This is a genomic window from Photobacterium minamisatsumaniensis, from assembly GCF_050336695.1.
GTDB lineage: Bacteria > Pseudomonadota > Gammaproteobacteria > Enterobacterales > Vibrionaceae > Photobacterium > Photobacterium minamisatsumaniensis.
In genome coordinates, this window is record NZ_JAKJSI010000029.1 from 60,594 (window position 1) to 87,566 (window position 26,973).

21 protein-coding genes are annotated in these 26,973 nt (G+C 38.3%); 9 read left to right on the forward strand and 12 right to left on the reverse strand.

Annotated features, from left to right (window positions below; genetic code table 11):
- Positions 1 to 22: 22 nt before the first annotated feature.
- A complete protein-coding gene (locus L4D78_RS16170) occupies positions 23 to 361 on the reverse strand; it encodes a hypothetical protein (protein ID WP_428467888.1) in 339 nt (112 codons plus the stop codon).
- A 577-nt stretch (positions 362 to 938) separates the two neighbouring features.
- Here L4D78_RS16170 and L4D78_RS16175 point away from each other — a divergent pair.
- The 4 genes from L4D78_RS16175 to L4D78_RS16190 all read left to right on the forward strand — a co-directional run bounded on the left by L4D78_RS16175 (position 939) and on the right by L4D78_RS16190 (position 8,038).
- The gene (locus L4D78_RS16175; protein WP_428467889.1) at positions 939 to 1,916 is read left to right on the forward strand and encodes a hypothetical protein; all 978 of its coding nucleotides are present in this window, start codon (positions 939 to 941) and stop codon (positions 1,914 to 1,916) included.
- Between the two features lie 565 nt (positions 1,917 to 2,481).
- A complete protein-coding gene (locus L4D78_RS16180; RefSeq protein WP_428467890.1) occupies positions 2,482 to 4,227 on the forward strand; it encodes a sulfatase family protein in 1,746 nt (581 codons plus the stop codon).
- A 364-nt stretch (positions 4,228 to 4,591) separates the two neighbouring features.
- Entirely contained in the window at positions 4,592 to 5,914 is a 1,323-nt protein-coding gene (locus tag L4D78_RS16185; RefSeq protein WP_428467891.1) for a hypothetical protein, read from the forward strand.
- 408 nt (positions 5,915 to 6,322) lie between these two features.
- A complete protein-coding gene (locus L4D78_RS16190; protein ID WP_428467892.1) occupies positions 6,323 to 8,038 on the forward strand; it encodes a sulfatase family protein in 1,716 nt (571 codons plus the stop codon).
- A gap of 92 nt (positions 8,039 to 8,130) precedes the next feature.
- Here the strand turns inward: L4D78_RS16190 and L4D78_RS16195 are convergent, their stop codons facing one another.
- The 3 genes from L4D78_RS16195 to L4D78_RS16205 all read right to left on the reverse strand — a co-directional run bounded on the left by L4D78_RS16195 (position 8,131) and on the right by L4D78_RS16205 (position 12,300).
- Positions 8,131 to 8,988 (reverse strand): hypothetical protein, encoded by an 858-nt coding sequence (locus L4D78_RS16195; protein ID WP_428467893.1) that lies wholly within the window; start codon positions 8,986 to 8,988, stop codon positions 8,131 to 8,133.
- 151 nt (positions 8,989 to 9,139) lie between these two features.
- Positions 9,140 to 11,362, reverse strand: a complete 2,223-nt coding sequence (locus L4D78_RS16200; protein ID WP_428467894.1) for a hypothetical protein — start codon at positions 11,360 to 11,362, stop codon at positions 9,140 to 9,142.
- 326 nt (positions 11,363 to 11,688) lie between these two features.
- Entirely contained in the window at positions 11,689 to 12,300 is a 612-nt protein-coding gene (locus L4D78_RS16205; RefSeq protein ID WP_428467895.1) for a LysE family translocator, read from the reverse strand.
- Positions 12,301 to 12,434: 134 nt separating this feature from the next.
- Between L4D78_RS16205 and L4D78_RS16210 the strand changes: the two genes are divergently transcribed.
- The gene (locus tag L4D78_RS16210) at positions 12,435 to 13,418 is read left to right on the forward strand and encodes a GlxA family transcriptional regulator (protein WP_428467896.1); all 984 of its coding nucleotides are present in this window, start codon (positions 12,435 to 12,437) and stop codon (positions 13,416 to 13,418) included.
- A gap of 771 nt (positions 13,419 to 14,189) precedes the next feature.
- On the opposite strand, the gene L4D78_RS16215 is transcribed toward L4D78_RS16210, so the two are convergent.
- Together L4D78_RS16215 and L4D78_RS16220 are read right to left on the reverse strand one after the other, a co-directional pair.
- Positions 14,190 to 15,503, reverse strand: a complete 1,314-nt coding sequence (locus L4D78_RS16215) for a DASH family cryptochrome (protein ID WP_428467897.1) — start codon at positions 15,501 to 15,503, stop codon at positions 14,190 to 14,192.
- Between the two features lie 73 nt (positions 15,504 to 15,576).
- Positions 15,577 to 16,140: a sugar O-acetyltransferase gene (locus L4D78_RS16220; protein ID WP_428467898.1), complete on the reverse strand. Its 564-nt coding sequence runs from the start codon at positions 16,138 to 16,140 to the stop codon at positions 15,577 to 15,579.
- A gap of 610 nt (positions 16,141 to 16,750) precedes the next feature.
- On the opposite strand from L4D78_RS16220, the gene L4D78_RS16225 reads away from it, so the two are divergent.
- From L4D78_RS16225 to L4D78_RS16235, 3 genes are read left to right on the forward strand one after another with little or no spacing between them, the layout of a single operon-like run.
- The gene (locus L4D78_RS16225) at positions 16,751 to 17,194 is read left to right on the forward strand and encodes a LysR family transcriptional regulator (protein ID WP_428467899.1); all 444 of its coding nucleotides are present in this window, start codon (positions 16,751 to 16,753) and stop codon (positions 17,192 to 17,194) included.
- Positions 17,195 to 17,250: 56 nt separating this feature from the next.
- Positions 17,251 to 17,697, forward strand: a complete 447-nt coding sequence (locus tag L4D78_RS16230; protein WP_428467900.1) for a hypothetical protein — start codon at positions 17,251 to 17,253, stop codon at positions 17,695 to 17,697.
- Positions 17,698 to 17,710: 13 nt separating this feature from the next.
- A complete protein-coding gene (locus L4D78_RS16235; protein WP_428467901.1) occupies positions 17,711 to 18,613 on the forward strand; it encodes a helix-turn-helix domain-containing protein in 903 nt (300 codons plus the stop codon).
- On the opposite strand, the gene L4D78_RS16240 is transcribed toward L4D78_RS16235, so the two are convergent.
- The 6 genes from L4D78_RS16240 to L4D78_RS16265 all read right to left on the reverse strand — a co-directional run bounded on the left by L4D78_RS16240 (position 18,608) and on the right by L4D78_RS16265 (position 24,897).
- Positions 18,608 to 19,486, reverse strand: a complete 879-nt coding sequence (locus tag L4D78_RS16240; RefSeq protein ID WP_428467902.1) for a hypothetical protein — start codon at positions 19,484 to 19,486, stop codon at positions 18,608 to 18,610. The genes L4D78_RS16235 and L4D78_RS16240 overlap by 6 nt on opposite strands.
- The gene (locus L4D78_RS16245) at positions 19,479 to 21,860 is read right to left on the reverse strand and encodes a fimbria/pilus outer membrane usher protein (protein ID WP_428467903.1); all 2,382 of its coding nucleotides are present in this window, start codon (positions 21,858 to 21,860) and stop codon (positions 19,479 to 19,481) included. Before L4D78_RS16245 ends, L4D78_RS16240 begins: the two co-directional genes overlap by 8 nt.
- 5 nt (positions 21,861 to 21,865) lie before the next feature.
- Positions 21,866 to 22,567, reverse strand: coding sequence for a fimbrial biogenesis chaperone (locus L4D78_RS16250; protein ID WP_428467904.1), 702 nt, complete (start codon positions 22,565 to 22,567; stop codon positions 21,866 to 21,868).
- A gap of 53 nt (positions 22,568 to 22,620) precedes the next feature.
- Positions 22,621 to 23,229 (reverse strand): hypothetical protein, encoded by a 609-nt coding sequence (locus L4D78_RS16255; RefSeq protein ID WP_428467905.1) that lies wholly within the window; start codon positions 23,227 to 23,229, stop codon positions 22,621 to 22,623.
- A gap of 108 nt (positions 23,230 to 23,337) precedes the next feature.
- Positions 23,338 to 23,982, reverse strand: coding sequence for a LuxR C-terminal-related transcriptional regulator (locus tag L4D78_RS16260; protein ID WP_428467906.1), 645 nt, complete (start codon positions 23,980 to 23,982; stop codon positions 23,338 to 23,340).
- Positions 23,983 to 24,174: 192 nt separating this feature from the next.
- The gene (locus L4D78_RS16265; protein WP_428460379.1) at positions 24,175 to 24,897 is read right to left on the reverse strand and encodes a GntR family transcriptional regulator; all 723 of its coding nucleotides are present in this window, start codon (positions 24,895 to 24,897) and stop codon (positions 24,175 to 24,177) included.
- Positions 24,898 to 25,730: 833 nt separating this feature from the next.
- Here L4D78_RS16265 and manA point away from each other — a divergent pair.
- Positions 25,731 to 26,918 carry a mannose-6-phosphate isomerase, class I gene (gene manA, locus L4D78_RS16270; RefSeq protein ID WP_428467907.1) on the forward strand — a complete coding sequence of 396 codons (1,188 nt, stop codon included), beginning with the start codon at positions 25,731 to 25,733 and terminating at the stop codon, positions 26,916 to 26,918.
- Positions 26,919 to 26,973: the final 55 nt, after the last annotated feature.

Consider the following 26,973-nt stretch of genomic DNA (forward strand, 5'->3'; position numbering starts at 1 on the left):
AAATTTTTGTTAGAATTCGAAATTAGCTTTTAGATGCATTGAAACGGCGTAGATCCTCACGACTTACAATCGTTCGTAAGTTCTGTTGGTATGCGCGAAAATATGGTTTTCTCGCCTCTTTAAACCCATCCGTACCACGGCCGTGCTCTTGAATGAGTTGAGCGTTTGCTTTCGCCATGTCTGCTTTGTACTGAATGATTTTGTCGGCATCTTTTTGAGACAACGATAAGAAAACTTGTAATTCGTGAACTTCAGAAGAGATGCGTTTTTGATCTCTATAAGAGAGGTCATCAAATGCGATTGCTTGGCTAGACATCATTAGTAATAGAGCAGTAGAGCAAGTAATAATTGTTTTCTTCATGGCGTAAGTCTCCGAGTTGAGCTAGTCATATAAACGTTTCAATGCAGCGATGGGTGAAACATACAGAAGTTAGTTAAACGGTTCAATAATTACAGGCAGTAGAATAAAGAATATGCTGTATTTTCCTTGAATATGTGATGTAAATCTTATTCACGCACCGATTTAAATAAATATTGAGTTAATTATAAATAGTACTTTTATTGCCAAAGCATATATGTGCCTATCTGCATTATAAATACAGGGAATAAAAAGGTGACATCCATAAGTTATTGATTTTAAATGAACTGAATATATTATCGGTACGGTTTTAATGTGACGTGACTCATATTGTCAGAAATTATATTGATTGGTCTTATATAAAGTTTGTATGTTTTTTTCTGTTAAATCAGTGCTTTATTTATCAAATGTGATTTATTGACATAGATTGACATTCATGTCGAAACGTTTATCTTACACTTATTCATTTGGTGTCAAGCGCATAAGAGATTTACTTTTATGTTTAAAATACAAATAACGTATGACACCAAATTCAAAATCATAAATAACTTTAATTTACCGATACGTGAGCAGGGTTAAAATGAAGAAGACATTGGTTTTAAGCATAGGGACATTGTTGCTTTCTAGTGGAGCTATAGCGTCACAAGTCGATTCAAGTTCATATCAGATAGATATGGATGGGGATATAGATACAATTCAAGTTCGATCTGGTGAAAGTTCAAGTGCTAGCCAACGTCGTACGAACTTCTTTACTGGTTTGGTATATAACGAAGCGGTATTTGACCGTGCACCAAAACGCTCATCGTATCGTTTTGTTTATTTAGATGGCTCAACTCGAATAAATGAAAACTTTCGATTCCGACATGTATTGTCTGAGTCTTGGGTAAAAGAAGACAAAAGAGAGAAAACAAAAGACGGTCGTGTAAGCTTTACGCTTGCACCACGTTATGAGCAGTGGGTAAACCCAAATGTTAGCTGGTTTGCTGAACCTGTTTATATTCGTCAGGCTGAAGCTCAAGGTACAGCGACGCAAGAACTAAAATTGAAACCCGGTGTACAGTTTACATTTGGCCAGCATTTTATTTCGACCACGGGTGACTATCAATTTAAGTGGCGTGAACGTTACGACCGTAGTGTTCATAGAGATAGCAAAAACTGGCAAGGTTATTCAGCTGATGTGAACTATGTTTACCGCTATAGCCCACAAGTCAACTTCGGTGCGAGTGTTTCGTATAACGGTACAACGGATCATAGTGATTATGAGACTCGCCGTAAAAGTTATAATGTAAAACCATTTGTTCGCTTTAAGCATTTTTACGATATCACGACTGAAATGAGTACTGTAATCGGTCATGAAGAAAGTGGTCAACATTGGAACGGGTATGATTATGTTAAATTTAACATTAATAACAACAAACGTATAAATTCTAACTTACGTTTTGTTGCCAACTTCCAGTATGGTGATAATGAACGCCACTCACCTGCGGGCGTTACTGACTACAGTGGTGGTGACAAGCAAGAAATGCAGGTTCGTGTAGGCTTTAATATTACCTTGTAAGTAAGTGTAAAAATAATAAAAAGGGGCTTCAGCCCCTTTTTATTGATGGTTAATATAACGTCATTTTTATAAATACAATTTTATATTGAGCTTGATGTTTTCACTCAGCTAAATGTTCTTTTTAATAAACATCTTACATATAGCCTCAAATATAACGTTACTTTTTTGATCGTATAAGGTTAAGGAGTAAGCTGTGTTTATAGCGTGGAATATTAATAATGCAAGCCAGTTGTCAAAAGTATTTCATTTTATGTATAAAGAAATTTTACATTTATACTGTTGCTTTTAAAATGGTGGGCACAGTTACAGTGTCTGCCTTCGCTCTCAAATAACCAATATTTTTCTTTGTATAGCGCTTGCGCATCCTTCTTTCGTACGAACTTCACAAAAAATGACGCGTGATTTGAATGTGCTAGTTGAAACGTTTATATTGGTTTTTTCACAGTCAATACGCCACACATTTTAGCCGTTTTCATTCGTTTTTATCTTAGCTGATTTTTTGGTTTGACCATTTCTATTCACATAATTAATTGATATAACACAATAAATAGGTTTACCTCTAATTATGAATTTTCAATACTCTACCTTAGTCAAAGGACTTGGCGTGTTGTTAGCAACAAACACGGCCATGGCTCAATCAGCAGAAGCTGCTCCAGAACGAACAGGTCAATCAGAGCAACCAAACATCGTTTTTATCTTTTCTGATGATCATTCAAATCGAGCGATTAGTGCATATGGTTCAGATCTTGTCCAAACGCCAAATATTGATCGAATTGCTAATGAAGGCGCAATCTTCGAGAACACTTTTGTTGTGAATTCTATCTGCCAGCCGAGTCGCGCATCGATCTTGACGGGCAAGCATTCTCATCAAAATGGTGTCATTGACAACACATCTCGTTGGAATCCCAATCAGCTGATTTACCCACACTTGTTAGAAGAAGCGGGTTACGACACGGCATTGATTGGTAAGTGGCACATGAAACCAACACCGGTTAATGAGTTTGGTTACTCGTTTGTCCTAAATGGTGCTGGTGGCCAAGGTACATATTACCAACCTGAATTTATCGATCAGAAAGGCAAGAAAACCGTATTACAGGGTTACTCAGCTGACTTGATCACCGATCTATCGATTGACTGGATAGATGAGCATAAAGACGCTGATAATCCTTTCCTTATTAAGGTTCAGTTTAAAGCGCCACACACACCGCGTCGACCAGCACTTCGTCATCTAACAACGTTTAAAGATCATGTCTTCCCTGAGCCTGCAACCCTGCATGATGATTACACAACACGTGGTGAACATGCTCAAAAAGCGTGGATGCAAATGTACGGTATGGGGGACGTTGGTATTAATGCTTTCCCACCTGCGGCAACCACACCTGAACTTGCTGAAATCCGTGAAGAATGGTTAGCAAAAATGACGCCGCGTGAGCGTCGTGTCTTCAATCAATGGATGAATCGCATGTCCAAAGAGCAACGTGACGCATGGCACGCAGCTTATGATGACATTAACGTTGAACATTGGGAATTGCTTAAGAAACCTGAGTACCAACGTAGTCGCGCTAACCTAACAACGGAACAAAGAGCAACGCGTTTAAGCCATATGTATCAGCGTTTTATGCGTGACTATGCCGCAACTGTATTAGGAATTGATGAAAACGTAGGTCGAATTTTAGATTACCTAGAAGAGCAAGGTTTAGCTGAAAATACGATTGTGGTTTACAGTTCAGATCAAAGCTTCTTCATTGGTGAGCACGGTTGGGCAGAAAAGCGTTACATGTATGAAGAAGGCATGAAAATGCCATTCATGATCCGCTGGCCAGCTCAAATCGAAGCAGGTCAACGTCCAGAGGCAATGATCCAAAATATTGACTTTGGGCCAACATTCCTTGAGTCAGTAGGCTTACCTGTACCAGAAGAAATGCAAGGTATGTCATTTAAAGGTGTACTGGATGGTAAAATAAGCACGAGTGAGTGGCACAAAAAGCGTGAAGCGGTGTATTACCATTACTACATGGAAGGCGGCCACAATGTACCTCGACACGATGGTGTGAGAACTGAGCGTTACAAGCTAATTGACTTCTACTCTCAGAACAACGGTGAAGGCTGGTTAGAGTTGTACGACTTAGAAGAAGATCCGAACGAAATAAACAACGTGTATGAAAATGCTGATTACACCGACGTTCGAGCCGCTATGCACAAGCGCCTAGAAGAGGCTCGTGCCAAATACGAAGTTCCAGCTGATGTTTTTGAAGTACCTTATCCGTACATGCACAGACGTGAACGTAAAGCTCTCGGCTTGATTAAGTAGTAATGGCTAACTGGGCGTAAATAAAGACAATACGTCTAACAGCAACTAAAACTAGCGGGGGCTTTATGCCCTCGTTATTTGTTTCTATTGCAAGGTTTCTACACGCAATATCTCTCACTATAAATGCAGTGTTTATAAGTGCAATGTATCTAAACGTAAATATCTATTAGTAAAAAAGAAGATAAGCACTTTTGCCGTGACCTGAAGCACACTATAAAAATCTGAAGATTGCACTTGCAGTCGAAACGTTTATATTGAGTGCCAAGTGTTACCCATTTTGATGCTTTGGATCTTGTTAACGCATCGGTTTCATTACCTGAGCTTGCAATACATCAGCATCCCTTTTGAAGTTGAAGGAATAGAAATGAAAAAGAAGTTAGCTGCGCTGCTAGTTGGAGCAATGTTACTACCAGGTATGGCATTTGCTGAAACGGTAAAAAATGAAACCGTAATTAGCGAATCGGTGAAAAGTGATCAAGAGATCATTGATAGTCTATACCGTGGTGGCTATGCCTACTGGCAGCAACTACGTAATGAAAACGGCACTTATGAAGATAAACTGTTTCTAAATGGTGACCGCAGTTATGTCGGCTCTATTGCTAACTCTGGTATGGGTTTAGTTGCTTTAACCATTGGCCATGCTAATGGTTGGGAACCAGAAGCTGAACAACTTGCTTTGCAAACGTTGCGTAAGTTAGCTGGTCAAGATCCTGAATTTACAGTTCCACAGAACGCGACTAATACTTTTATCCATTTCTACAACACTCAAACGGGTGAAGCCGTTGGTGATGACTGGAGCCCAGTTGATAGTGCGATTATGATGTATGGCGCATTATTTGTTAAAAACTACTTCAGTGAAAACGACGAAATCGCCAAGCTTGCAGATTTCCTATACCAAAATACAGATTTAACGGACTATATTGCTGATGTAAGAACCGGCCGTATTTATCTTGCTCAACATACCGATGGCACATTTAAACCACATCGAACTAAAGCCTTTAATGAATATATGCTCGTTGCAGGTTTAGCTAACCAGCAAGCTGATGACCTGAAAAATGCTTCTAATGCAGCAAACGCTAAGAAATTTTGGGATATTTGGTATTCAACAACCAAGTTCTTACCAGTCGCTGAATATAATGGTATTCCGGTACTTTCAGAAGGTAAGACGTGGTTTACATCGCAATTTAATTTCTTATTCAATAACTATTTAATGCATGACTTTTCTAATAATCCAGAATTTGTTACCGCATTAGAAAATTCAACCAAAGCGGATTATGCATTCTGGCGTGATGTTGACGTTGAAGGTGTTGAATTGCAAGAATATGAGTGGGGTAGTGGTGCAGGTTCATGTCCAAATGGTTATTGTGTAGACCGATTCCACTTTAAAGGCGACCGTCAATTTAATCATAACTTAGTGGTTTCACCGCATATTGTTGCTGGTTACATTCCATTTAATGATAGAGCTAAAGATGATTTAATTGCCACCTATCGTGATAATACCATTAATGCTAAACATGTATTAGAGGGTGGTTATGAGATTTTATGGCGCTATAGCCATGACCAACCAGAATGGAAAGCAGAATTTATTGAAGGTGTTGATTTCTCAACATTTTTGTTTGGATTGGCTGCAATGCCTGACCACTTAGGAATGGACTTCTTTAATAAGTATAATAACTACTTTGAGTAGTTATACCGTTTAGATTATACCCGAATTTAGATATCTTATTGATCCTCCCTCCGTATTGGAAGGGAGGTTTTTTTATTTCTGTGAAGAAATATTATCAGAAATAAAATATTGAAATTAATGTTTTTACCGTGCATTAAAATGCTTTTTCTCTTTATTTTATCAAGAACATAATCTATATCACATTTTAAAATCAAGGAATTGACGAAAACAGTCGAAACGTTTAAATTACAGTTGTGAAAAGGATAGAGATTCACTTCAGTGTAACTAACCTGTTAGGTTGAGCATGTTATTTTACTGAATAGCTTATGCATGGATATGGCATATGAGCATGGTTTTATCGCAAAGCGTTAAAGTTAAAAATGGTTTGAAATCATCAAGCTGTTTATTTTTATATTAGGCAAGGACAATATGAATATTAAACGCTCAACCCTTTCAAAAGGGATCGGCTTACTGTTAGCTTCTTCTGCAATGACAAGTGTTGCCGCTGAACAAGAAAGACCAAACATTTTATTTATTTTCTCTGATGACCATGCCAATCAGGCTATCAGTGCTTATAACCCAACCCTTGGCCAAACACCAAATATTGATCGTATTGCCAATGAAGGTGCTATTTTTGAGCGTGCTTATGTAACGAACTCTATTTGTCAGCCAAGTCGTGCATCTGTTATGACGGGCAAGCACTCTCATAAAAATGGTGTACTTGATAACAGCTCTCGCTGGAATCCTAATCAGGTTATCTTCCCGAAAATCATGGAAGAAGATGGTTACGATACAGCCCTAATTGGTAAGTGGCACATGCACCCAACACCAGTTAAAGAGTTTGGTTACTCGTTGGTGTTAAATGGCGCAGGTGGTCAAGGCACTTATTACAACCCTGAATTTATTGATCAGGAAGGTAAAACCCAAGTAATTGAAGGTTATTCGACTGACCTTATCACTGATATGTCATTAGATTGGCTTGAAGAGTCTTGGGAAGAAGATAAGCCTTTCTTATTGAAAGTACAATATAAAGCGCCTCATACCCCTCGTCGCCCACCGGCTCGTCACATGGACACCTTCATGGATCATAACTTCCCGATCCCTGATACTCTGTTTGATGATTACAAAACCCGCGGTGAGCATGCTGAAAATGCTTGGATGCAACTTTACGGTATGACGCCAGTTGGTATTAATGCTTTCCCACCTGCACCGACAACACCAGAAAAAGCGCGTGTTCGTGAAGAGTGGATTAATAGCATGGATGGTGATCAACGCTGGCACTTTGATCAGTGGATGAATCGCCTGACTGACGAGCAGAAAGCGGCATTCCATGAAGCATACGATGACGCAAACGTCGACTACTGGGAAAAGATGAAAGATCCTATGTACAAGCGTCGTTGGGGTGATGTGCCACGAGATCTAAAAGTAGCACGTACCGAGTACATGTATCAGCGTTTCATGCGTGATTACATGGCAACGGTATTGACTATCGATGAGAACGTTGGCCGTATTCTTGATTATTTAGATGAATCAGGTCTTGCTGAGAACACCATCGTTGTTTATAGCTCAGATCAAAGCTTCTTCATCGGTGAGCATGGTTGGGCAGAAAAGCGTTACATGTATGAAGAAGGCTTTAAAATGCCATTCATGATTCGCTGGCCTGGACAGATTGCACCTGAGCAACGTCCACAAGCGATGATCCAGAATATGGACTTCGGCCCAACATTCCTTGATGCCGTTGGTTTGAAAGCACCAGAAGAAATGCAAGGTCTTTCTTTCCTAGACGTTCTAACGGGTAAAGTGAGCGATAAAGAGTGGGAAGAGAAACGTCCTGTTGTTTACTACCACTACTACATGGAAGGTGCACACAATGTACCACGCCACGATGGTGTGCGTAGTGATCGCTATAAGCTGATTGACTTTTACTCGCAGAACAAAGGTGAAGGTTTCTTAGAGCTTTATGATTTGGTGACAGATCCAAATGAAGTAAACAACGTTTACGAAAGCCCTGAATACAAAGACGTTCGTGAAATGATGCATAAAGAGCTGGACAGAGTACGTGCTGAATACGAAGTACCTGATGATGTGTTTACACCACCTTATCCGTATATGACTCGTAAAGAGCGTAAGGAATTAGGTCTTTAAACCGACAGTCTAGTCTGTTAATAAATCAAAAAAGCCACCTCTGGTGGCTTTTTTTTATGGTTTTTATTCTTAGCCGCTTGAGCCTTATATCTCTATGAACATACAAACCACGAGTTGGCAGAGGCGGTAATGTATGCCTCGTTATACCATTCAAGCCTCTCCCAAGCAGGTGCTGTTCGAATATCGCCTTGCCATTTTTCGGTTGCTAATACTTTCACCGTGCCATTGTTTACACTGTAAACCTGCCCTCGATAGGTATATCCATGTGGTGAATTATTGGGGTGATCATAAATACACACAGTAGCGCCGATGTTGGAATAGATAAATTCACTTTCATCGCTCCAAGTATTGACAGTATTCGTTGATACGGGGGACGCATAAAGGGGAGACATTGCCGCCGCGGGCACTGTGAGTACCCGGTGTGGTGTGTATGGCTGATAACCGAGAACTTGCGAGGATTGGTACCACTCCGTGATTGAAGCCGTCGTATTTTCAACCATTTTTAATGTGACGAAAGGTCCATCAAGACATAAATCAGCCCATAATGCTGTGCTAGATATTCGAGCAGAAAAAAGCGGTCGTTCATCAAATGTATTGGCTGCGGTAACGCACCATGCGCCTGACGGCTGGTAAATTAATTGCCCTGTATTCGCCTCGCACACGCGTTTCGCAAGTGCTAGGTACTCTGCAATGTCTTCTGCTGCATTTTGTTCGCTTGTTGAGCAGTATCGATAGGTAAATGAATAAGCATTTTTGGGATAAAATAACCCTTTATCAACAACAGCACCACTGCTGCGTATTTCATTTAATGAGATAAAACTCTGGGTTGAGTCGTAAAAGCTGTATTCCCCCGTTTTACGTACAGTAGAGTCAGGGGTAGAACTACAACCAATTAATATCATGCTAAGGCAAGTGGAAAGTACTGCGATGGTTATTGATCGAATATGCATACACACACTACCTTAGGTTCAAATTCGAATAGTAATAAGTATATAGCGTGCTGGTGTGGCTGGTTGAAATGTTACAAGTGAATTTGCTTCTATGTCATAGTTGAGAAAGCACTGTTGATAACAGTGCTTTCTATTTATAAACGCTTGGTATTTATTGGGTTACAACGGTCGCTACTGCTGTGGCATTTGCTTGTAATTCATAAGTGATATAGCTTACAACAACGCCATTAACGCGCTTTTGTTCGGCGTGGTGCGCAGTATTATTAATCAGTATTTGCGGGTGATCACCATAAAAGCGTGCTTCCCAAGTCAACGCTTGATCTGAAGTATTGGTGATTTCAGTATGGTTTAAACCTTCGTGACGAACTTTAAGCTCATGCTCTCCCATTGGTAAGTATTCCACCTCTAACCATTCAACATCTTGTGGTAAGTGAGAGGCGGTAACGATGCGATTGTCTGCAGCATTGGGCTCAATACCCATTAAACCTTCGATAGTATTTGAAATGAAGGTAAATGAGATTTCAGGGTAATCACCATTGGTACCTTGCGTCGGGCGTTCATGTGGCAAGTCTTTTTTATTGATGATGTAGTTCATCCACTTCCATGCTTCCTCGTTACGGTTATACGGGAAGTAAGTTTCAGGGATATAGGTGTAAGCCTCAATATTGTTTGGTGCCTCTGGTGTTGAGCCGATGCCATCACCGAGGTTTAATGAGATAAAGTCGAGATAATTATCATTTCGTACACCCGGTTCAGTAATGAGTTTCATCGGCATGAACCAGCTGTTCTCTTTACCAAAATCATTTAATCGTAGGCCATCTTTTTGGATAATATTGACGTAGTTATCTAATGGCTTATTAGGGTCTTTAATGCTCCACTCTTCATTAAAGAACTGTTTTAAATCATCCGCTTTTTCAGCCCATTCAAGAGCTGCATCTGTTTCGCCACGTGCTGTAAGCATGGCGGCATACGAAACCGTTGCTTGGTACTGGGAACCTATACCATCTCCCGCTTCAATTGGAAATTCGCCACGCTCATTGTATGTGGCAGAACCTTCAAATATGCCACCATAGCCTTCTGCGATGCCATTGGGTTCTTGATCGTCATGTAATTCGATGTAGTCAGTGAGCACCTTGGTATAGAAAGTCCATAACTCTTCATCTTCGATATAGCGTCGGTCACCTGTCCATAAAAATTGCTCGTAGGCTTTTTCAACAAACTCGAACTGGGCGGGAACTTCACGGACAAAGTACTCATCATGGTGATAATCAATTGTGTGTGGTGTGCCATCGAAATTAATCGCCCACAAGGTATACCATTTGCGTGGTTCGGTAGAGTGACGAGCAAATGTTTTGAACATCGAGAAATTTTCAGGTGCAAGCCCTGCCAGCCACGCCCCTGATGCTTGGTGAAGGAAGTCACGTGAATAGAAGGCTGTTCGATCAAAATACCCAGCCCAGTACGATGGGATATAGTCAGCTCGGCCGCTGCCATCGTTATTGTTTTCATCTCGGTTTACGAGGCCATTTTTGCCTGTCATGACAAACTGGTTGGTTTTATCGATTGCCCAGTTGAATGAATCTTCTAAATTCTTATTGGAAGAGCTAATCGTTACCTCTTTATCTTTGACGGTTGCAGTTGCCGTCCAGTTTTCTGTGTTCCCTTTTTTGTCGGTAACAGCAATCGTAACTGGGTTGGTGAAGTTTAGTTGATCGCCATTACCAATCGATGCATAGCTATCAGGCGAGATTGAGATATTGGCAATTTCTAAGTTAGTGATGTCAGTACCATAAGGTACAGCAAACTCGACTGTGCGGTTGTCACGATGAATACCGGCCATTCCCGTTTGCTCAGATACGGAAAAATTAATCACTTGGTTAAAAGGCGGTTGTTTGTTCTTTTTTGACTTAATGAGTTCAACGTTATCAATACTGACAGCGCTGCCATCAGAACCAGCAAAGAAAACATTCAGCGCCTCACCTTTTTCAAGTGGGATATGTTTTAGCGTGACTTGTTTATATTTTTTTTGCTTAGGGATCGATTTAGATACTAGCAAGTCATTGTGTAAGTTTTTCAAACCTAGCTGCCCCCCTTTTTCAGGGCTTAATACATAGGCTGATAAGTCGTAATAAGCGGTTTCTGGTACATTAATCGTTTGGCTAATATGATGATCAGAGCCGATAGCGATACGGCCGCGATAAGTACCTTCATAAGCGTTATCGCTGCGAATATTGGCGAAATGATAGTGCCACCCTAATCCTTTATCTTCAAATCCAGGGTTAGAGATAATGTTGTTTTCTTGTGGGGAACTGGCGAAACTACTTGTCGATATCAGGATGGTTGAAAGTACTGCTGCAAGGTAATGCTTTTTCATGCTTAGCCTCATGTATTGAATGTGAAATATTGTTGCTTTAAATAAAGTGAGGGTGACTTCTTATCATTGTGATTTCCCTCACTGGTGATACACGGCACATCATTACATGTTGAAATCGCTTACATCGTCTCGATTAACGTTTAGGTTGTCCTGTTTCCTAAGATCTTGGAAGGTTGAGGGGAGTGAATATAATAAAGTTGGGATCAACATCGATGATAGGCACATATACATTGAGCAGTGATGATGATCATTTGGGGTGAGTGCGAAACAGTGAGGTTCCTATTCCGTAAGTTCCGTTTTCACTGTTCGCACAGGTAGCAATATAGTTACTGGCTAAGTGGCAGGCTAGCACCTAAAAGTGCAAATACACCGCCACAACTTCGGTTAAATATCTTACCTTTACGCTCTAGCCAAGGGCGTAATGTATAAGCCGTGCAAGCCAGTAAGTATTCGACGAAAAATTCAACGAAAGCAAATGTAGCTGCCATAACAAAGAACTGTTGAAGCAAAGAATGATCGGGTGACATAAATTGTGGCAAAAACGCCCCGAAGAACAGCAATACTTTGGGATTTGAAATTGCGGCAAGTGCTCCCTGTCGAAATAAACTGAGGTTGCTTCTGTGATCCTCGGCTTTCAATTCACCGATTTGAATACTAGGGCTGCGCCATAACTGGACACCGAGATAGATTAAGTACCCCCCGCCAACCCATTTAAATACCGTTAATGCTTGTGAAGATGCCAGCATGATTGCCCCAATGCCAAACATAGACAGTGCAATTAATATGATAAATCCAGATATCCCACCTGAAATGGTCGCGAGAGCTTTTTTCTTGCCATACATTGCCCCATGGCTTAGTGCGAGAAGTCCATTAGGGCCAGGAGCAAAAGCAAGGCCAGTTACAGCAAATAGATAGAGAAGCCAAGTCTCGAATGACATAGAGTACCTTAGGGTAATTTTATAGGTTAATGACGGCAGTATAGGTGGAGAGAGGAAATATATTATGGTGAAAACTGGACTATATAAGGTACAATTTAGACACGATTGAAAAGTTAACGTTTTAGGCGATGTTCATGGCGCAATTACAGAGTTCAGCAGATGTACGGTTTTTATTACTGCCATTACCTGAATTCAATATGCTGCCGTTTGGTGGTTTTCTCGACAAGTTACGCTTTTCCGCCGATGACGAAGATTATAGCCAACAACGTTATTGCCAATGGATTGTCGCGGGGCTAGAAGCGGGAGCGATTGTGTCGAGCAGTGCCATTACGGTTGAGGCTCAGTACGCTCTGTCAGAGGTTGATATTGAAGAATATGACTATTTGGTCGTGTTCGGCAGCCGTAGTGCTCAGTCTAGTATGCGGCTTGCTGAAAGCTATAAACCATTATTACGCAAGGCTGCATCGAAAGGGGTAACCCTAGTGAGTGTAGATAACGCATGTTTTCTATTTGCTGCTGCGGGTCTGCTAAAAGGAAGAAAAGTCGCGGTACACTGGCGACATATACAGGAATTTAGTAGTGCTTTTCCTCATATATCAATACAAGCAGAGCAACTATACTGTATCGACGGAAAAAGAATTAGCTGTGCCGGAGGGACTGCTGCGATAGAACTTGCTGTGGAGCTCTTATCTCGCCACTGCGGGAAGACGAAGGCACTAAAGGGGTTAGCTGATATGTTGGTCGATGAAACTCGACAGCAGCAGCATCACCTGAAGTCTCTAGAAGAAAATAATCAGTCAAGCGTGTATGTCGGCCGACATGTTAGACGTGCTATAGGCTTAATGCGACAACATTTAGCACATAATGAGACTGTAGAGAGTATCGCAGCACAACTTGGTGTGAGTCGGCGTCAATTAGATCGACTTTTTTTTCAAGGGTATCGTCAAACAGCGAAAGATTATTGGTTAGCAATGAAAATGAATCATGCTAAATGGCGTTTAACTAATTCAGCGATGAGTTTGCAGCATATTGCGGAAGAAGTCGGAATATCAGATGTCAGTAATTTTTGTAAGGTATTTAAACGATTCCATGGTGCCACACCTGGTTCACTGCGGTAATCTAATAAAGCACAGCCTAATGGCGTGCTTTATTAAGGCATACTTATATTGGTAGCTCTAAAAAATTATTTATCACAGCTCTATTAAGGCGGCCTTTAAGTAAAGGGAACCGATAAGATGTAACTTTATCATTAGGCTTTAACTGAATAGCATGTAATGGTTGAGTTAAATTACACGCTAATGATGGGAATATCTTATAATTTTGCTTTTTCATTGCTAGTAGTCGCTAATTGGTTATATATAAATACAAGTTTATTTTTAATTATCTAGTATATATTGAAGGTATCTTGGTTTATTTTTTTAGATGCGAATTTTTATTACTTCACGGCAATTGGCACAACGGTAAATAGATGAATAAAAGATTTTAGTTAAACCTCGACGCTTTATTCGTTGGTAATTTTTTCCTTTACAGCAATTCATATGAGCTTCCTTTTTATTATTTGTGTTTTATTGCGCATATTATGCGTGGATACAAATGCGAAAAGTGTGATATTGCTCTAGGTTTTTATTGTTCGCATTGTTGCATGCAAAAGGGTGCTGATGGGTAAATACTGTGGTGTGCTATTAATTGGGCAGTAATGGTGGATTTGATGCTTATATGTACTAATTACAGTACACGTCTCTGTTGTTTTAAATTGTTTTGTTACATATGAGATTGCTGGAAAACTCATTATTTAATAGCTGATAATAGTATTTAGAAGCTATTATTTGTGACTGGTAACGTTATTTCGTTGCTGTAAATGTCTATTTTGGTAAATATAGAAAGAATATTTACCAAATGGGCCAATCTGCAGCATCAACAGAATCTAAACCACCATCATGTTTATCGCCTTGCCATTTTTTAATAAAAATACCATTAGGATCGAATAGTGAAGATTGCTGTTCAATATCATAATGAGGCGGTGATTGGGCGTTAGTACTTACACCTGCAAAATATTGCCAGCTTCCCCAGTTTATCGCAATGTCATAATCAATCAGGTGTTCTTCGAAGTAGCTCGCTCCATAACGCCAATCAAGGCTTAGTTCATTGGTTAGGCAGCTAGCGACAATTTCACGCCCGCAATTTGGCATATAACCAGTATGTTTCAGTTGGTTCATTAAGGCATTGACCAATGGGTAGGGGGTGTTGCCTTCACACCAACGCTTAAAACGTTCAGGGTAGAATGCAGTATGGGGTGCACTTTCTTTGATACCCTTAAACTGGAATAGTTTGCAGCCATATTTATGCGCATACCACTGGAAATATTCTCGCCAGAGTAGCTCGTGTTTAATCCAATCGGAGGAACCTGTCGGCTCAGTAGCTTGCTGTTGATCCTGTTCTAACGTTTGTATCACTTGTTTAGCAGACAGACAGCCAAGTGCTAGCCAGGGGGAGCACTTTATTGAATATTCTCTGGAATCAAGTTCGTTATGTGTCTCTTTATAAAAGCTTGGTTTCTGCGTTAAGAAAAAGGCTTGGAGTTGTTTTAGCCCAGCAGTTTCGCCGCCTTGAAAAGTCGATCGGCTTATTGTATTGAGCATTGGCGAAATTACATCATATGCCCTAAATGAAGGGGGAGGAGGCGGTAGTTTATGAACTTTATCAAGCGCTGATTCAATTGGTTGGTTTTTGATAAGACGACGAAAGGTTGAAAAAGAGGTTGGTAAAGAATCAAGCGTAAAAGGGAGTTCTGTTTGATCAAAAAGGGTGTGAGTTGAGGCCTGTTTAAAGCTGATATACGGGTAGCGACCTTTCAGGGTGAGCCAATTACGCTGCTCGTACGTACCGACATGTTCACTTGAGTAAATTGAAGAAATATTATAGCGAGTTATCAGCTCTGGCAGGATATTTAAAGGGTGTTCTAAGAGAACCAACAATTGTTGATTATGTTGTTCCAGCCTTTGCGATAAATCATCAAGTGATTGAAGTAGAAACTGAAACCGGTGCTTGCCATATTGTGAAATCGAGTAAGGGTAATTATTAACGCGGCCGTTGGGCATGCAAAAGACACAAATTAATCGATCAACTTCAGCTGCAGCCAGAGATAAGGCAGGGTTATCATGGAGCCGAAGATCATTTTGAAAAAGGAACAACCCTGTCGCCATTTGAACTTCCTAGAAAAAACGAATGTCTTAACTATAGGAAATAAATGAGGACAAGGTTGTAGCATTAAGCTTTTTATTGCTCTTCTTGTTCGGAGGCTATCACTTTCACAACCTTTGCTGGTGAACCCGCGACCAGACAATCAGGTGGCACATCTTTGGTTACCGTAGAATTTGCGGCAATAACAGAACGGGCACCGACAGTCACACCTTGGCAAATAACCACTTGTCCGCCAACCCATACATCGTCTTCAATCACGATAGGTTTACTGTAGGTTTCCCATCGGCGACGGCTAAGGTGGTCGAGTGAATGTGAAGCCGTATATAGCTGGGTATTTGGACCAATAAGTACGTTGTTGCCAATGTGAATCTCGGTATTATCGAGCATGGTTACACCCATATTAAGGAATGTATCTTTACCGATATGGATCGTTTTGCCAAATTCACATAAGAACGGCGGAGTGATCCAACTATTTTCGCCAAATGTGCCGAATAGCTCTCGGTAGTAGTCAATAACAGGCTCACCCATGCTGTTGTTTATTTTGTGCTTGAGTACATCAGCTTTTTTACGGATTTGGCAAATTTCAGGATCTAGCCCATTGAATGGCTGGCCACTGCACATCTTCTCGAATTCAGTCATTGCATGCTCACGGTATTGCGATTAATAGCACTATTGTATTGGTAATAGGCTGAATAGTGGTTGATAAAGAGCAAAAAAACTAGCACAAGGATTGATGTCTTTAAATACCGTATTTACGGAAAGGTAATATTTAGTCATTATCTCCATAAGGCTTCAGTATGCTAATCTTTGATCCTCGTATCATTTTATAAGGTAAGTAAAAGAAAGAGGGTGGTATTATCTACGTTTTTGAAAGTTAACATAATTCATAATGTCACTGGATATTGTGTATTGGTGCATATTAATTTGAATTTTATTCACATAAACATTACTTGTTAATACTATTTAGAGGGTATTTTGTACCTGTTGATTTTCATGTATTACTTATCCTTATATTATATATAGGCCCATTTCATACAGTACCGCTTCAGCTGGTAAGCTCATACTGAGTCAGTAATACATTAGGCGATTATTCTATTTAGTACATATTATATGGTATGTAAAAGCGTTTTTGTGCGCGGGTGAAGGGTTTAAGCAAGTTGGATTTAAGATATCAACTATTTAAATATCGAATAGTTGTAGACAATGCATATTATTAAGTAATATTATTATCAAAAAAAGTAGCTTGCACATGGATAAATTAAATGACGTAGCATTAGATTTTAATTTGTTACGAATATTTCAAGTTTTATATATTACTCGGAGTACGGTGGAAACCGCTGAGAAGTTGAATATTAGCCAATCGCAGGTTAGTAGGTCACTACAAAAGATGAGGGCTTATTATGACGATGTACTTTTTATTCGAACAAAACAAGGGTTTTCTCCAACACCATTAGCGATACACCTTGCTGATGTAATACCAAGAGCTTTAGATATTATCGAGATTGGTAATTTTCATTTAGATTTTAACCCAAACACATCAAATGATGAAGTAACAATTGCGTTGAGCCCAGCATTTCAAAATTCGATGACATTTAATTTATTGGATAAAATATCTAAAAATGCGCCTAATATGAAAATAAATTTTTTAAATTGGGATAAAATACAAACTTTAATATATCATCAAATTTTATAGATATTGGAATAAACTACTCTTATATAACTGTGACTAAAGATATATACACAGAAAGAATGTATAAAGATAATTATAACTTTTATACAAGAAAAGGTCATCCTATAAATAATAAATTAGATATCTCATTAAAAGATGTTGTTGAGTATGAGTTATGTTTTTCTATTCTTAAAGGTTTTAATGATAATAAACCTATAGCGATAGATATTCTTAGTAGTTTAGGCTTGGATGTAAGTGTAAAATTACGCTCTGAAGTAATGTCCATTTTGATCAATTATGTTAAACATAGTGATGCAATTTTATTGGGAACAGAAACGTTTATTATGGACAATAAAAATGACGTTCTAAGGGTGAATATGGATATGGATAATTATGATAGATATAATGAATCAGAAGGTCTTTACACAAGCCTATTTTATCATCAAAGCAACCGGAAAAATGACAAAACTATTTGGTTGGGTGAGATGATAAAAAGTGTATTTAGAGATGAAGGAATAAAAATATAAGTAAGGACTATTTATGGATGAGATGTCATTTAATTCTCTACGAGAAATAAAAAGTGCGTCATGTGATTTTTCGTATGATAATTTTTCATGTTTATTAAAATCACACAGGAATAACAATAAATTATCCCAGCAAGAATTGTCGTTATCATTATCTATTAACCATGATGTTTTTGAAAATGTAACACAATCAATGGTTAGTCAATGGGAGAATGGAAAAAATTTACCATCTCTTATGCGTAGAGTTGGTATAGCGACATATTTTAATGTTAATTACCATTATGCAAATTTTGAATTGGTTCTTTTAAAACGTTCTTTAAAAAATGAAATGTTCTATGACCCCCATATAATTATATATCCGATTAGAGTTACACATACGGAAAATATTAAATGGAATAATGCTAAAAGTAATATAAAAGAACAAATACAACACGCTTTTAGCGTGAGGCACAGAGGTTGCTTGGGTGATTTTATAAATCATAGAGAGTTATCTGATGTGAAAATAAGGTGTTACTATTATGATAATATGCTTGTTGGTCATATATTATATTGTATAAATGATGGAGTTTTTCATTATATTTGCGCTGCTGGGATGAATGCTAATATACATGCAAAAGTTTTGTTTGATATGAAGGGGTTATGTTCAACTAAAACAGTTTACATGCCTGCGACTATACCTGCAATAAAGTATTTTTTAATGTCAATTTATGGCGTTGAAATTTGTAGATTAGATACAACCATTATATATTCTTTTAATATGGAGCGTTTTTTTTCTAATCCATATGTAAAAGCTTTATTTGTTAAAAATCAAGATTTTATTTTACTAAGTTACCAAGTGTATATCGATAACTTAGGATGGAGATATATACAATTCACTATAGGAATAAATCAGTTTTTTATGTCTGATTTATTCTTATAGCTTTGGTCTTACCGATATTGTAAGAGTATCAGTATATAAACCTGAAAGCTTCGATGCTGTTGTATCTTCAATTTTAAGGCTCATATTTATTCTTTTGTTTTTTTCTGAATTAATAATGAAATTTTTTATGTTTTTATTTTTATTAGATAAGTTTGGTTTGAATTTTAATGTATCTATACTTACTGAATAATGTACTATATTCTCTGAGTATTTTGTATGAGTAAGCGCACCTTTTTTAGATTCAATGTTTAACTCGAGTCGCGTGTTAGTGCTAATATCTAATGGTATATCAATACTTGTCCCCTGTGTAAATGGTTTGAAGTTTATTTTTTTTGTTTGTTTTGAGTTGTCTAAGAGTTTTATTTTTGCTGATGGTTCAATATTATATTGGACTTCGTGATTTCTAATGTTTTTTCCTTCGTGCTTTGTTGCTAGACCTAGCTTTAAATTGCTTAGGTACCTTCCGGGTTTAATATCTATTGCATAAGGAACAGATAACCATATTGTATACTTTTTACTGTTTGATGCTCTGTTTTTATTTATGGTAGTGAAAGTTTGGTTATTTCCTTTGTTCTCAAAAGGTTGTAAGTCTTCATTGTATATTTGTGATAAAAAGATGTTATTGTGGCTCTTGAAGTAAATTCTTTGTTCTCCATCGATTATAATTCCTTGAATGCAGTTATTTATTAGTGGTTCTTTAAACGTTATCTCGACTGGAAGTAATAGAGTATCCTTATTATAAGTTATAAGCCTTTTGGGGTTACTACTGACACGCCACTCTATATCTGAACAACTAGTATTTAGTGAGCTGCTCATTGCGGTTGAATACTGGCATATCATCGCAATAACTAAAAATAGTTTGTATTTATTCATGAGCAACAACCTCTATGATTTTAACTATTGAATTGTTGTTTTTTGGTATGGTAATGATTGCATTCGAAAGTTTATGATTAACTTTTAGGGTGTATTCACCATCTCTTACCCCTTCGAGTACAAAGCGACCTGCATTGTTAGTAAAGAAACTAACAGCATGCTCATCGTTTTTTGCAAACCCGCTGACAAGAGCAATGGCTTGTCCTGTACTATCAACCAATGTACCTATAACTGTTTTAGAATATTTTGAGCCAACAGTTATGACGTGTCCGGTGTATGTACCAGGTGCTACATTGATCAGGCCATCCCCAATGCTATAACCAATGGGGGCATTAGGTGTGTCATAGAACACAGTGTTATTTAGGTGGGGAATAAGCGTGTAATGATTATCTAAAATACTACTTGATCGTACATCATATTCATTTTTAAAGGTTGGATTAATTACGACATCGCTACCAAGGTCGTTATAAGGGTGAAACAAGGCGATAGCACCAATAGGCTGGCTACTGATTGAATAGTAACCATCAACTAGTGCGAAGGTTGAGCTCATAGAACCTGTTATGTTGGTATCGTTATTACCTTCATTAGAGACTGTAGAACTAATATTACCTCTGAGTTTTGCACGATTACTCAGGTAATCTGCTTCTAAATCCATTTGTTGATAATCATCATTGTATTCGTATGTTAAGTACCCCCCTAAGCTACCTATTGTCGAGCCTTGTCCTTTACTTAACTCAAGCCTTGCTTGGTTGTCTCTGCTTTTATAATCAGCAGAAAATCTGACGTTTTTTATTGGTGTTGATGTATTGTAACGTAGCTCAAAATATAAGGTGTTATCGGTTTTATTTCTTTCTTTTTCAAACTCGTATCCAAAACGAAAATTAAAGTTATTTATGTAGTAGTTGATGGCTGCACCGAGGTTATACTCTGAATCTTCATCTGAGAAGTTAATGTAACTTCCAGTTATATCAAGATTAGTATTGCCAGTAATATCTTGGTTAAGAGAAAGGCGGTAAGTATCGTAGTTTTGACTTGAAGAGTTTGCTACCCAAGGGTCGGTGCGGTATTCGTTAAATGTTTCAGCATTCATTCGGATTGAAGTACTGAGGTTTCGCTGTGTGGTTAAAAACGCATAGGAGTAATTAAAACTAAACGCTGTACCTGCTTGTTCATACTGCTCTGAAAGTTGTGCATAGGAGTAGTTGGCGGTAATTGAAAAGTTACCAACGTTAGACCCAAATACCCCTGATGATCCTGCAACAACTCCATCTGGGTGATAGAAGAATGCAGCACCTAAAGTAACATTATCTGTGACACCATAATTGTAGTTACTTGATAACAATATATTCGATTCATGTTCGCCGATGAATGTGTCGCTATAATCAACCGGATAACCAATAGCAAAATTAAAGTCATCATAACCTTTAGAGAGGAGGTTCGCGTCATAGAAGTTACTTATCTGAAATTCTTCATAGCGACCGGAGGTATAGTTAACCTGTAAAGTAATGTCGTTAGCCCCACTACTAATTGGTAAGTCTTTTAAAGTGTAGCGACCAGCAGGCAATGATATTCGTTGGTAGAAATATCCGTTAATTAAAATAGTAACTTGTGCGCTTTCCAACAATAAAAATTCGTCGTTAGGTGTTGCATTGGTTTTTTCTGTTGGGCGTAATTGCGAACGAGATCGTGAAATACCAACACCGCTGACTTCTACAGATGAGATGTATGATGAACTAGGGGTATTGATGTTACCGATAGAGAGAATTAAGGGTATATCAGGTCGCTCAAAAAAGGCCTGAATCGGTCCCCGTTGGTTGCTGTAGCCACTTTGTTGTGAGTAATTTAAATTGCCGCTCCAAACTAGGTTCCCCCCGTATACACCACCTATATTCATTGCTCCAAGAGCCTCAAGGTTATAATTTGTTTCTCCTGCATATGTAGAGTGGTCAATGTTAGTATTAAATGTGTTCTGCAACGTGTAATTGGCAGAGTTTGCATAGTTTGGCAGCGCGTACCCATCACTTAAAAAAATGTCTTTTTTCACTAAAATGTCACTATCAAAGTTGACGTTTAATTCAACTTGTTTTGGTTTGTAATCTAAGTAAATACCATAGTGTTTAGCGTCTTCAATAGATAATTTTATTGGGTTATTTGTTGTTATCTTATCAATGATGTCTTTATTAATATATTTCTTTAAAACGTATAGTAAACTATGAGAGTCAATGTTAATTATATTTATTCCGTCGCTTTCAATGATGACTTCTTTGACTTCTGTTCCATCATAAATAAGGGGTATTTCCATTTGCCACAAAGATGCACAAAATGAAGAAACAGAGAAGGTTAATATAGTAGTAAATAGGAATAAATATTTCATAATACTTACTCGTTAATCGCGATACTAACTAAAGTACCTAATTCATTAGGTATCTTGTCTTTGGATATGAAAAATGACCGTTCACGGTTCGGTAGTATAAATTGAATGCCAGAAAAATAACTGACTTCTAACCAAGATAGTTGTTTTTTTGATTTGGAACCAATTAAACTTACGTTATATTGTGAGAGATCAAGAACTTTGCTCCCTTCATTTTTAATGGAAATATTAACACCATTATCTATGTTTTTAATATTTGATATGGCGACAGGCTTACTATTCTGAGGTGATACAAATACAAGCGAACTAAAGTTAAAGAGCATTTTCACCGTTGCTTCTTTTGTATCAATATTATTCTCTAGCGATAATTGATTAAAGTTGATTCGGTAGGCTTGTGTTTTATTATTAGTGCTAGTTCCAATGTATCTGACTCTGAATGTTTGGCTTTCACCAGCTTGAAGAAGGGATTGAGGTGGCATAATGAAGAAGTCTTCGTCATTAGGTTCAGATGTTTCAATGTTATTATTATCTAGATCTACCTTTAATACATTTGTCTCAACAGCAATAGCGGTATCTTTATCGTTTTTTACAATAAACAAAGCCGAAGATTTTTTTCCTATTGAATCTAAGTAAGCTAAAAATGGAGTGACTTCCATTGCTTTACAGGTGTTACATAAGAGAAGTGTTATTACAATAATGACCATTTTCATGATTTACCCCGCAGTAAATATGATAGGGGAAGCAAAGCTTCCCCTTCGGTATACTAGAGAGCTGTTGGAGAAATAGTTAATGTTATTTCTTCGCTATAATTTCCTGAGCGTTCCCAGCCATTAATAGCGATAGGCTTGATGTATAACTTCTTAATCTGAGGGGTTTTCGCGATTACTTCAGGATTAAATGCTTCACCATCAGTACTTGCCCAAATATTCTCAACAAACTTTTGACGCTTGCGTAAGTTAAAATATTTGTCGTCACCAAGGGTGGTATTATTATGGAAGCGGAATAAGTAATCGATTTTACTGGCAGAATTACCATTTACATTATCGCTAACAAACTGACCATTAACTGCATCGACAGCCACGTCTGCTTTACCTGTTCCATCATTACACCAAACAACAACTTCAGCAACTTGCTGTTCTAGATCATTTTTAAACATGACAGTTGCGAGCTGATTAGTCCCTGCAATATTATTGTTATAGAACTGCATCTTACACACTTTTTCGATGTTCCCACTTAACTCTAGGGTAACTTCATCACCGCCATTAACGAAGCTACCAGCAGAATTATTGCTTAAGGAAGCCGTATTATTATCTGCAAGTGCTGTTCCTGCGATGAACGACGTAACTATTGTAGCCAATACTAACTTTTTCATAACAGTTGTCCTTTTATTGTTTCTCCGAGGTTCGATATAACTGTACGAAATTTTCCCTATGTTAACATGGCCTAAAAATCACTATTTAACGGTATTACAGGTACTATTTTAATTGAAATTAACAGCTAAAAGTTCTTTTCTTGATGAAACACCAATCTTTGACATGATATGTGACACATGGTTTTTTACTGTATGGACACTGATGTATATATGGGTTGCTATTTGCTGGTTACTTAGCCCCTCAAGCATATAGAATAAAACATCTCTTTCTTTATGTGTTAGTTGATATTGATTAGCAATTAGTTCAGCAATACATTGATGAGAAATACCATGTTGATGGTGGTTTTTAATCGCGGATGATAGTTCTTTTCTGCTATACCAATATTCGCCATTATCAGTGAATACATTCAGTGCTTTTACCAAATTAGAGATGGTTCGATGTTCATAAAAAATGCCACAAAAACCATTATCAATCCAAAACGATGCTGATAACAAACAGCTTTCAGGAATGTTTATTACAAACCAAGAGTTACCTGAGTCAGAAGTATTAATATCATTTATTTTTTCTATTTTAGTTGAATTATAATCTAGAAGGATAATATGGTTTTTTATACCATCAATTGAAGATATATCAGAAATGGCGAAAAAAACACTTTCATCATAGAAAAAATCACCGATAAGTTTTTTAATGATATTAGCTTGATGTAGGTCGCTTGAAATTAAACATATATGATATGATTTACCTTTGGACATAATATCAGCCTTAGTTATATAGTTACTTTAATACTGATACTATGGTAGTTATTGTATTGCTTTCTATTTCATTAAGATAAAATAAATTAGAAATGACATAAAGTTGACTAAAGAGTAATTATTTTTGAGCTAGATCATATATAGAACGAGCAAGAAGACTTTAACAGGCTCATGTGAGCCTGTTAAAGTTGATTAAAAATGCTGCGAGCGCTTCGCAACTAAAGTGAACTTATAGTCTGATGATTTGAAGTAGTTACGGCTGAACTCGAACACTGTCCCGTCGTTTAGGTAGCCTTTAGTGATCTTCTTGATGATAGGCTGATCCGCTGCGATCCCGAGTTGTTCTACGACTTCTTCAGGTGGTAGAACTGGGATGATTTCCTGTTCACTACGGTCGATCACCATTTTCTTCTGGCCTTCAACATACTCATATTTCGAGCCCTGCATGACTTCATAAGTTAAATCAGGGAACAATGAGAGTGGCATCCAAGTTTCTTCGAGCGTCGCTGGGTTATCGTCGATATACCTGATCCGCTTCACATAGAAGACACGTTCGTTATCAGCAATTTCCAATGCTTCGGCAATGGTGATTGAAGCTGGCTTGATCTCAAACGCTAAAATGTCACTGCGGGTTTCAACATTCAGGAGGCTCAGTTTCTCATAGAAGCTGGTGTACTGGTACATATCGTAGTTGGCTTTGTTTTCTTTTACATAAGTCCCACTACCTTGAATACTATTTAATACATCCTGCTCGACTAATAACTTCAATGCTTGGCGAACCGTTACTCGGCTGACTGAGAACTCTTCTCGCAGTTGTGCCTCGGTTGGTAAAGCCTCTCCTGATTTGTAATCACCAGTCTTGATTTTTTCCCTTATTGCGTCAGCAATCTGACGATACATCGGAAGGCGTGCCACGTACATCTCCTTCGGCAAGGCATGTTGCCTCACCCTTACTTATCGTTAGTACCCTTTGGCTCATTTATTGCCGCATTAAATGGTACAAGCATGGTTATATTTTACCTTTAATTCAGCTCTCTTGAAAGTTGTCACATACAAAGTCTAAAATCAGGTAATACAACATTAATACATATATTAATACTTACGTGATCTTCATCACGGTTAGATTGTGTGAAATACGTATTATATTTGTATTAACGTGGCGTAGGGTACTTGAACATCTATAGATCAACAGCGCAGAGGGTTGCAGTACCTACCATAAGTCGTTGAAGTCTTGGTAAACGACACCTTAGGGCTGAGAGACTGTCTTTATGCATTAGATGAAAAGCTCGACCTGCAAGGTAAGCTTTATGATACGAGACCTTACCCTGATATTGTTGTTCGTGATTAATAAATAGAAAAACAAGATAGTACACAGAACAACAATACAAAATTGATAATACAACGACAATACAAGTGAATGGTGTGAGACGAATGTTAGTGTACTGATTACCTTGTCGATAACTGCCGCTAGACCTTATATAGCGCCTTGAAATTGAATGTGGTGAGATTTTTCTGGACGAAAGGCCATTGTATGTAATGGCAATCCTGAACGAGAACAGAGTAAATGTCCGTTTAGCCAATTGAATCGGTGTCAGGCAAAACGTTACGAATTCGATTCTAAGTTCTCACTCTTGTCTTTACGAGGCATACCAACTTTACGTGAATTTATTTCGTGTTTCTGACGAGCATCCGCTCGGCAGGTTTTCACGGATCGTGTTGATAAAGATAAAATAAAGAGTAAGAAGATTATGTTTAAACTCGGTAACGTTATTCAAAATTATGTGTGGGGTAGCAAAACGGCGATGAATGCTTTATTTGGGATTAACAACCCAGATAATCAACCGCAAGCAGAGCTATGGATGGGCGCACACCCAAATGGTTGTTCCCGCATAGTTAAAAACGAAGAAAGCCAGTTATTATCTGATTATATTGAACAAGCACCAGAGCGAGTTCTCGGACGTTATACTCAAGATAAGTATGGCGATTTACCATTTTTGATGAAAGTACTCTCGGCAGACAAGCCATTATCCATTCAAGTTCACCCTGAAAAAACAAAAGCGATGCAGGGCTTTATTCGAGAAAATAAAGCCGGAATTCCGCTAGATGCACCAGAGCGTAATTATAAAGATCCAAACCATAAGCCAGAGATGGTGTATGCCTTGACCAACTATAAAGCAATGAACGGATTTCGTGTAATTAGCGAAATGGTTGAACTGTTTGAGCAGGCAGACTGTGGTGTCTTAAAGCAGGATGTTGAGGAATTAAAGGCTTATTCAACTCCGATCCAGCTCGGTATTTTTTTCCGCCGTGTCATTTCTTTATCTGGCAACGAGAAAGATCTGGCTATTTCGCAACTGATGGCCGGTATCGAGTCTAAAGGGATTAGCAATAATGCCCGCGAAGCGTTTGAGTTAATTGTTGAGTTTGCAAAAGATTATCCATCCGATGTTGGTTTATTTTCACCGCTAATGCTAAATGTGATTGAACTCGAGGCTGGTGAAGCGATGTATTTAGATGCTGAAACACCTCACGCCTATATTAAAGGTACAGGCATTGAAATCATGGCAAGCTCAGACAATGTGCTGCGTGCGGGCTTAACCCCGAAACATATCGATGTGGAAGAATTGCTGAAAAATACCCGTTTTGAGCCAATTCCTTACTCGTTCTTACGTTTAAAGCCGCAGGTTCAGGGGCACAAACAGCGCTACCTTGTACCTGTTGATGATTTTCGTTTTGAAGTACTGAATTTATCTGCTCAAGCGTACACCGAATATGTACGCAGTGCTGAAATTGTGATGTGCCTTCAAGGTGAGATAAAACTGGAAACCGCTGACACAACCTTGACGCTAAAAACGGGTGAGTCTGCGATGATTCCTGAAAGTTGTTCGAATTACAGTTATACCGGTATTGGTAAAGCGGTACGTGCGTTTAATTGAGTGCCTGCACTACTAAATATTTGAATTAACTGAGCGTTTTTACCGAACTCCCCCT

Bases quoted from the DNA above. Each gene is read 5' to 3' on its own strand.
- L4D78_RS16250 (WP_428467904.1), bottom strand. From the start codon at position 22,567: ATGAAAATGGTCATTATTGTAATAACACTTCTCTTATGTAACACCTGT.
- L4D78_RS16255 (WP_428467905.1), bottom strand. From the start codon at position 23,229: ATGAAAAAGTTAGTATTGGCTACAATAGTTACGTCGTTCATCGCAGGA.
- L4D78_RS16235 (WP_428467901.1), top strand. From the start codon at position 17,711: ATGGATGAGATGTCATTTAATTCTCTACGAGAAATAAAAAGTGCGTCA.
- L4D78_RS16195 (WP_428467893.1), bottom strand. From the start codon at position 8,988: ATGCATATTCGATCAATAACCATCGCAGTACTTTCCACTTGCCTTAGC.
- L4D78_RS16240 (WP_428467902.1), bottom strand. From the start codon at position 19,486: ATGAATAAATACAAACTATTTTTAGTTATTGCGATGATATGCCAGTAT.
- L4D78_RS16210 (WP_428467896.1), top strand. From the start codon at position 12,435: ATGGCGCAATTACAGAGTTCAGCAGATGTACGGTTTTTATTACTGCCA.
- manA (WP_428467907.1), top strand. From the start codon at position 25,731: ATGTTTAAACTCGGTAACGTTATTCAAAATTATGTGTGGGGTAGCAAA.
- L4D78_RS16200 (WP_428467894.1), bottom strand. From the start codon at position 11,362: ATGAAAAAGCATTACCTTGCAGCAGTACTTTCAACCATCCTGATATCG.
- L4D78_RS16185 (WP_428467891.1), top strand. From the start codon at position 4,592: ATGAAAAAGAAGTTAGCTGCGCTGCTAGTTGGAGCAATGTTACTACCA.
- L4D78_RS16220 (WP_428467898.1), bottom strand. From the start codon at position 16,140: ATGACTGAATTCGAGAAGATGTGCAGTGGCCAGCCATTCAATGGGCTA.
- L4D78_RS16225 (WP_428467899.1), top strand. From the start codon at position 16,751: ATGGATAAATTAAATGACGTAGCATTAGATTTTAATTTGTTACGAATA.
- L4D78_RS16170 (WP_428467888.1), bottom strand. From the start codon at position 361: ATGAAGAAAACAATTATTACTTGCTCTACTGCTCTATTACTAATGATG.
- L4D78_RS16205 (WP_428467895.1), bottom strand. From the start codon at position 12,300: ATGTCATTCGAGACTTGGCTTCTCTATCTATTTGCTGTAACTGGCCTT.
- L4D78_RS16230 (WP_428467900.1), top strand. From the start codon at position 17,251: ATGTATAAAGATAATTATAACTTTTATACAAGAAAAGGTCATCCTATA.
- L4D78_RS16190 (WP_428467892.1), top strand. From the start codon at position 6,323: ATGAATATTAAACGCTCAACCCTTTCAAAAGGGATCGGCTTACTGTTA.
- L4D78_RS16260 (WP_428467906.1), bottom strand. From the start codon at position 23,982: ATGTCCAAAGGTAAATCATATCATATATGTTTAATTTCAAGCGACCTA.
- L4D78_RS16245 (WP_428467903.1), bottom strand. From the start codon at position 21,860: ATGAAATATTTATTCCTATTTACTACTATATTAACCTTCTCTGTTTCT.
- L4D78_RS16215 (WP_428467897.1), bottom strand. From the start codon at position 15,503: ATGGCGACAGGGTTGTTCCTTTTTCAAAATGATCTTCGGCTCCATGAT.
- L4D78_RS16180 (WP_428467890.1), top strand. From the start codon at position 2,482: ATGAATTTTCAATACTCTACCTTAGTCAAAGGACTTGGCGTGTTGTTA.
- L4D78_RS16175 (WP_428467889.1), top strand. From the start codon at position 939: ATGAAGAAGACATTGGTTTTAAGCATAGGGACATTGTTGCTTTCTAGT.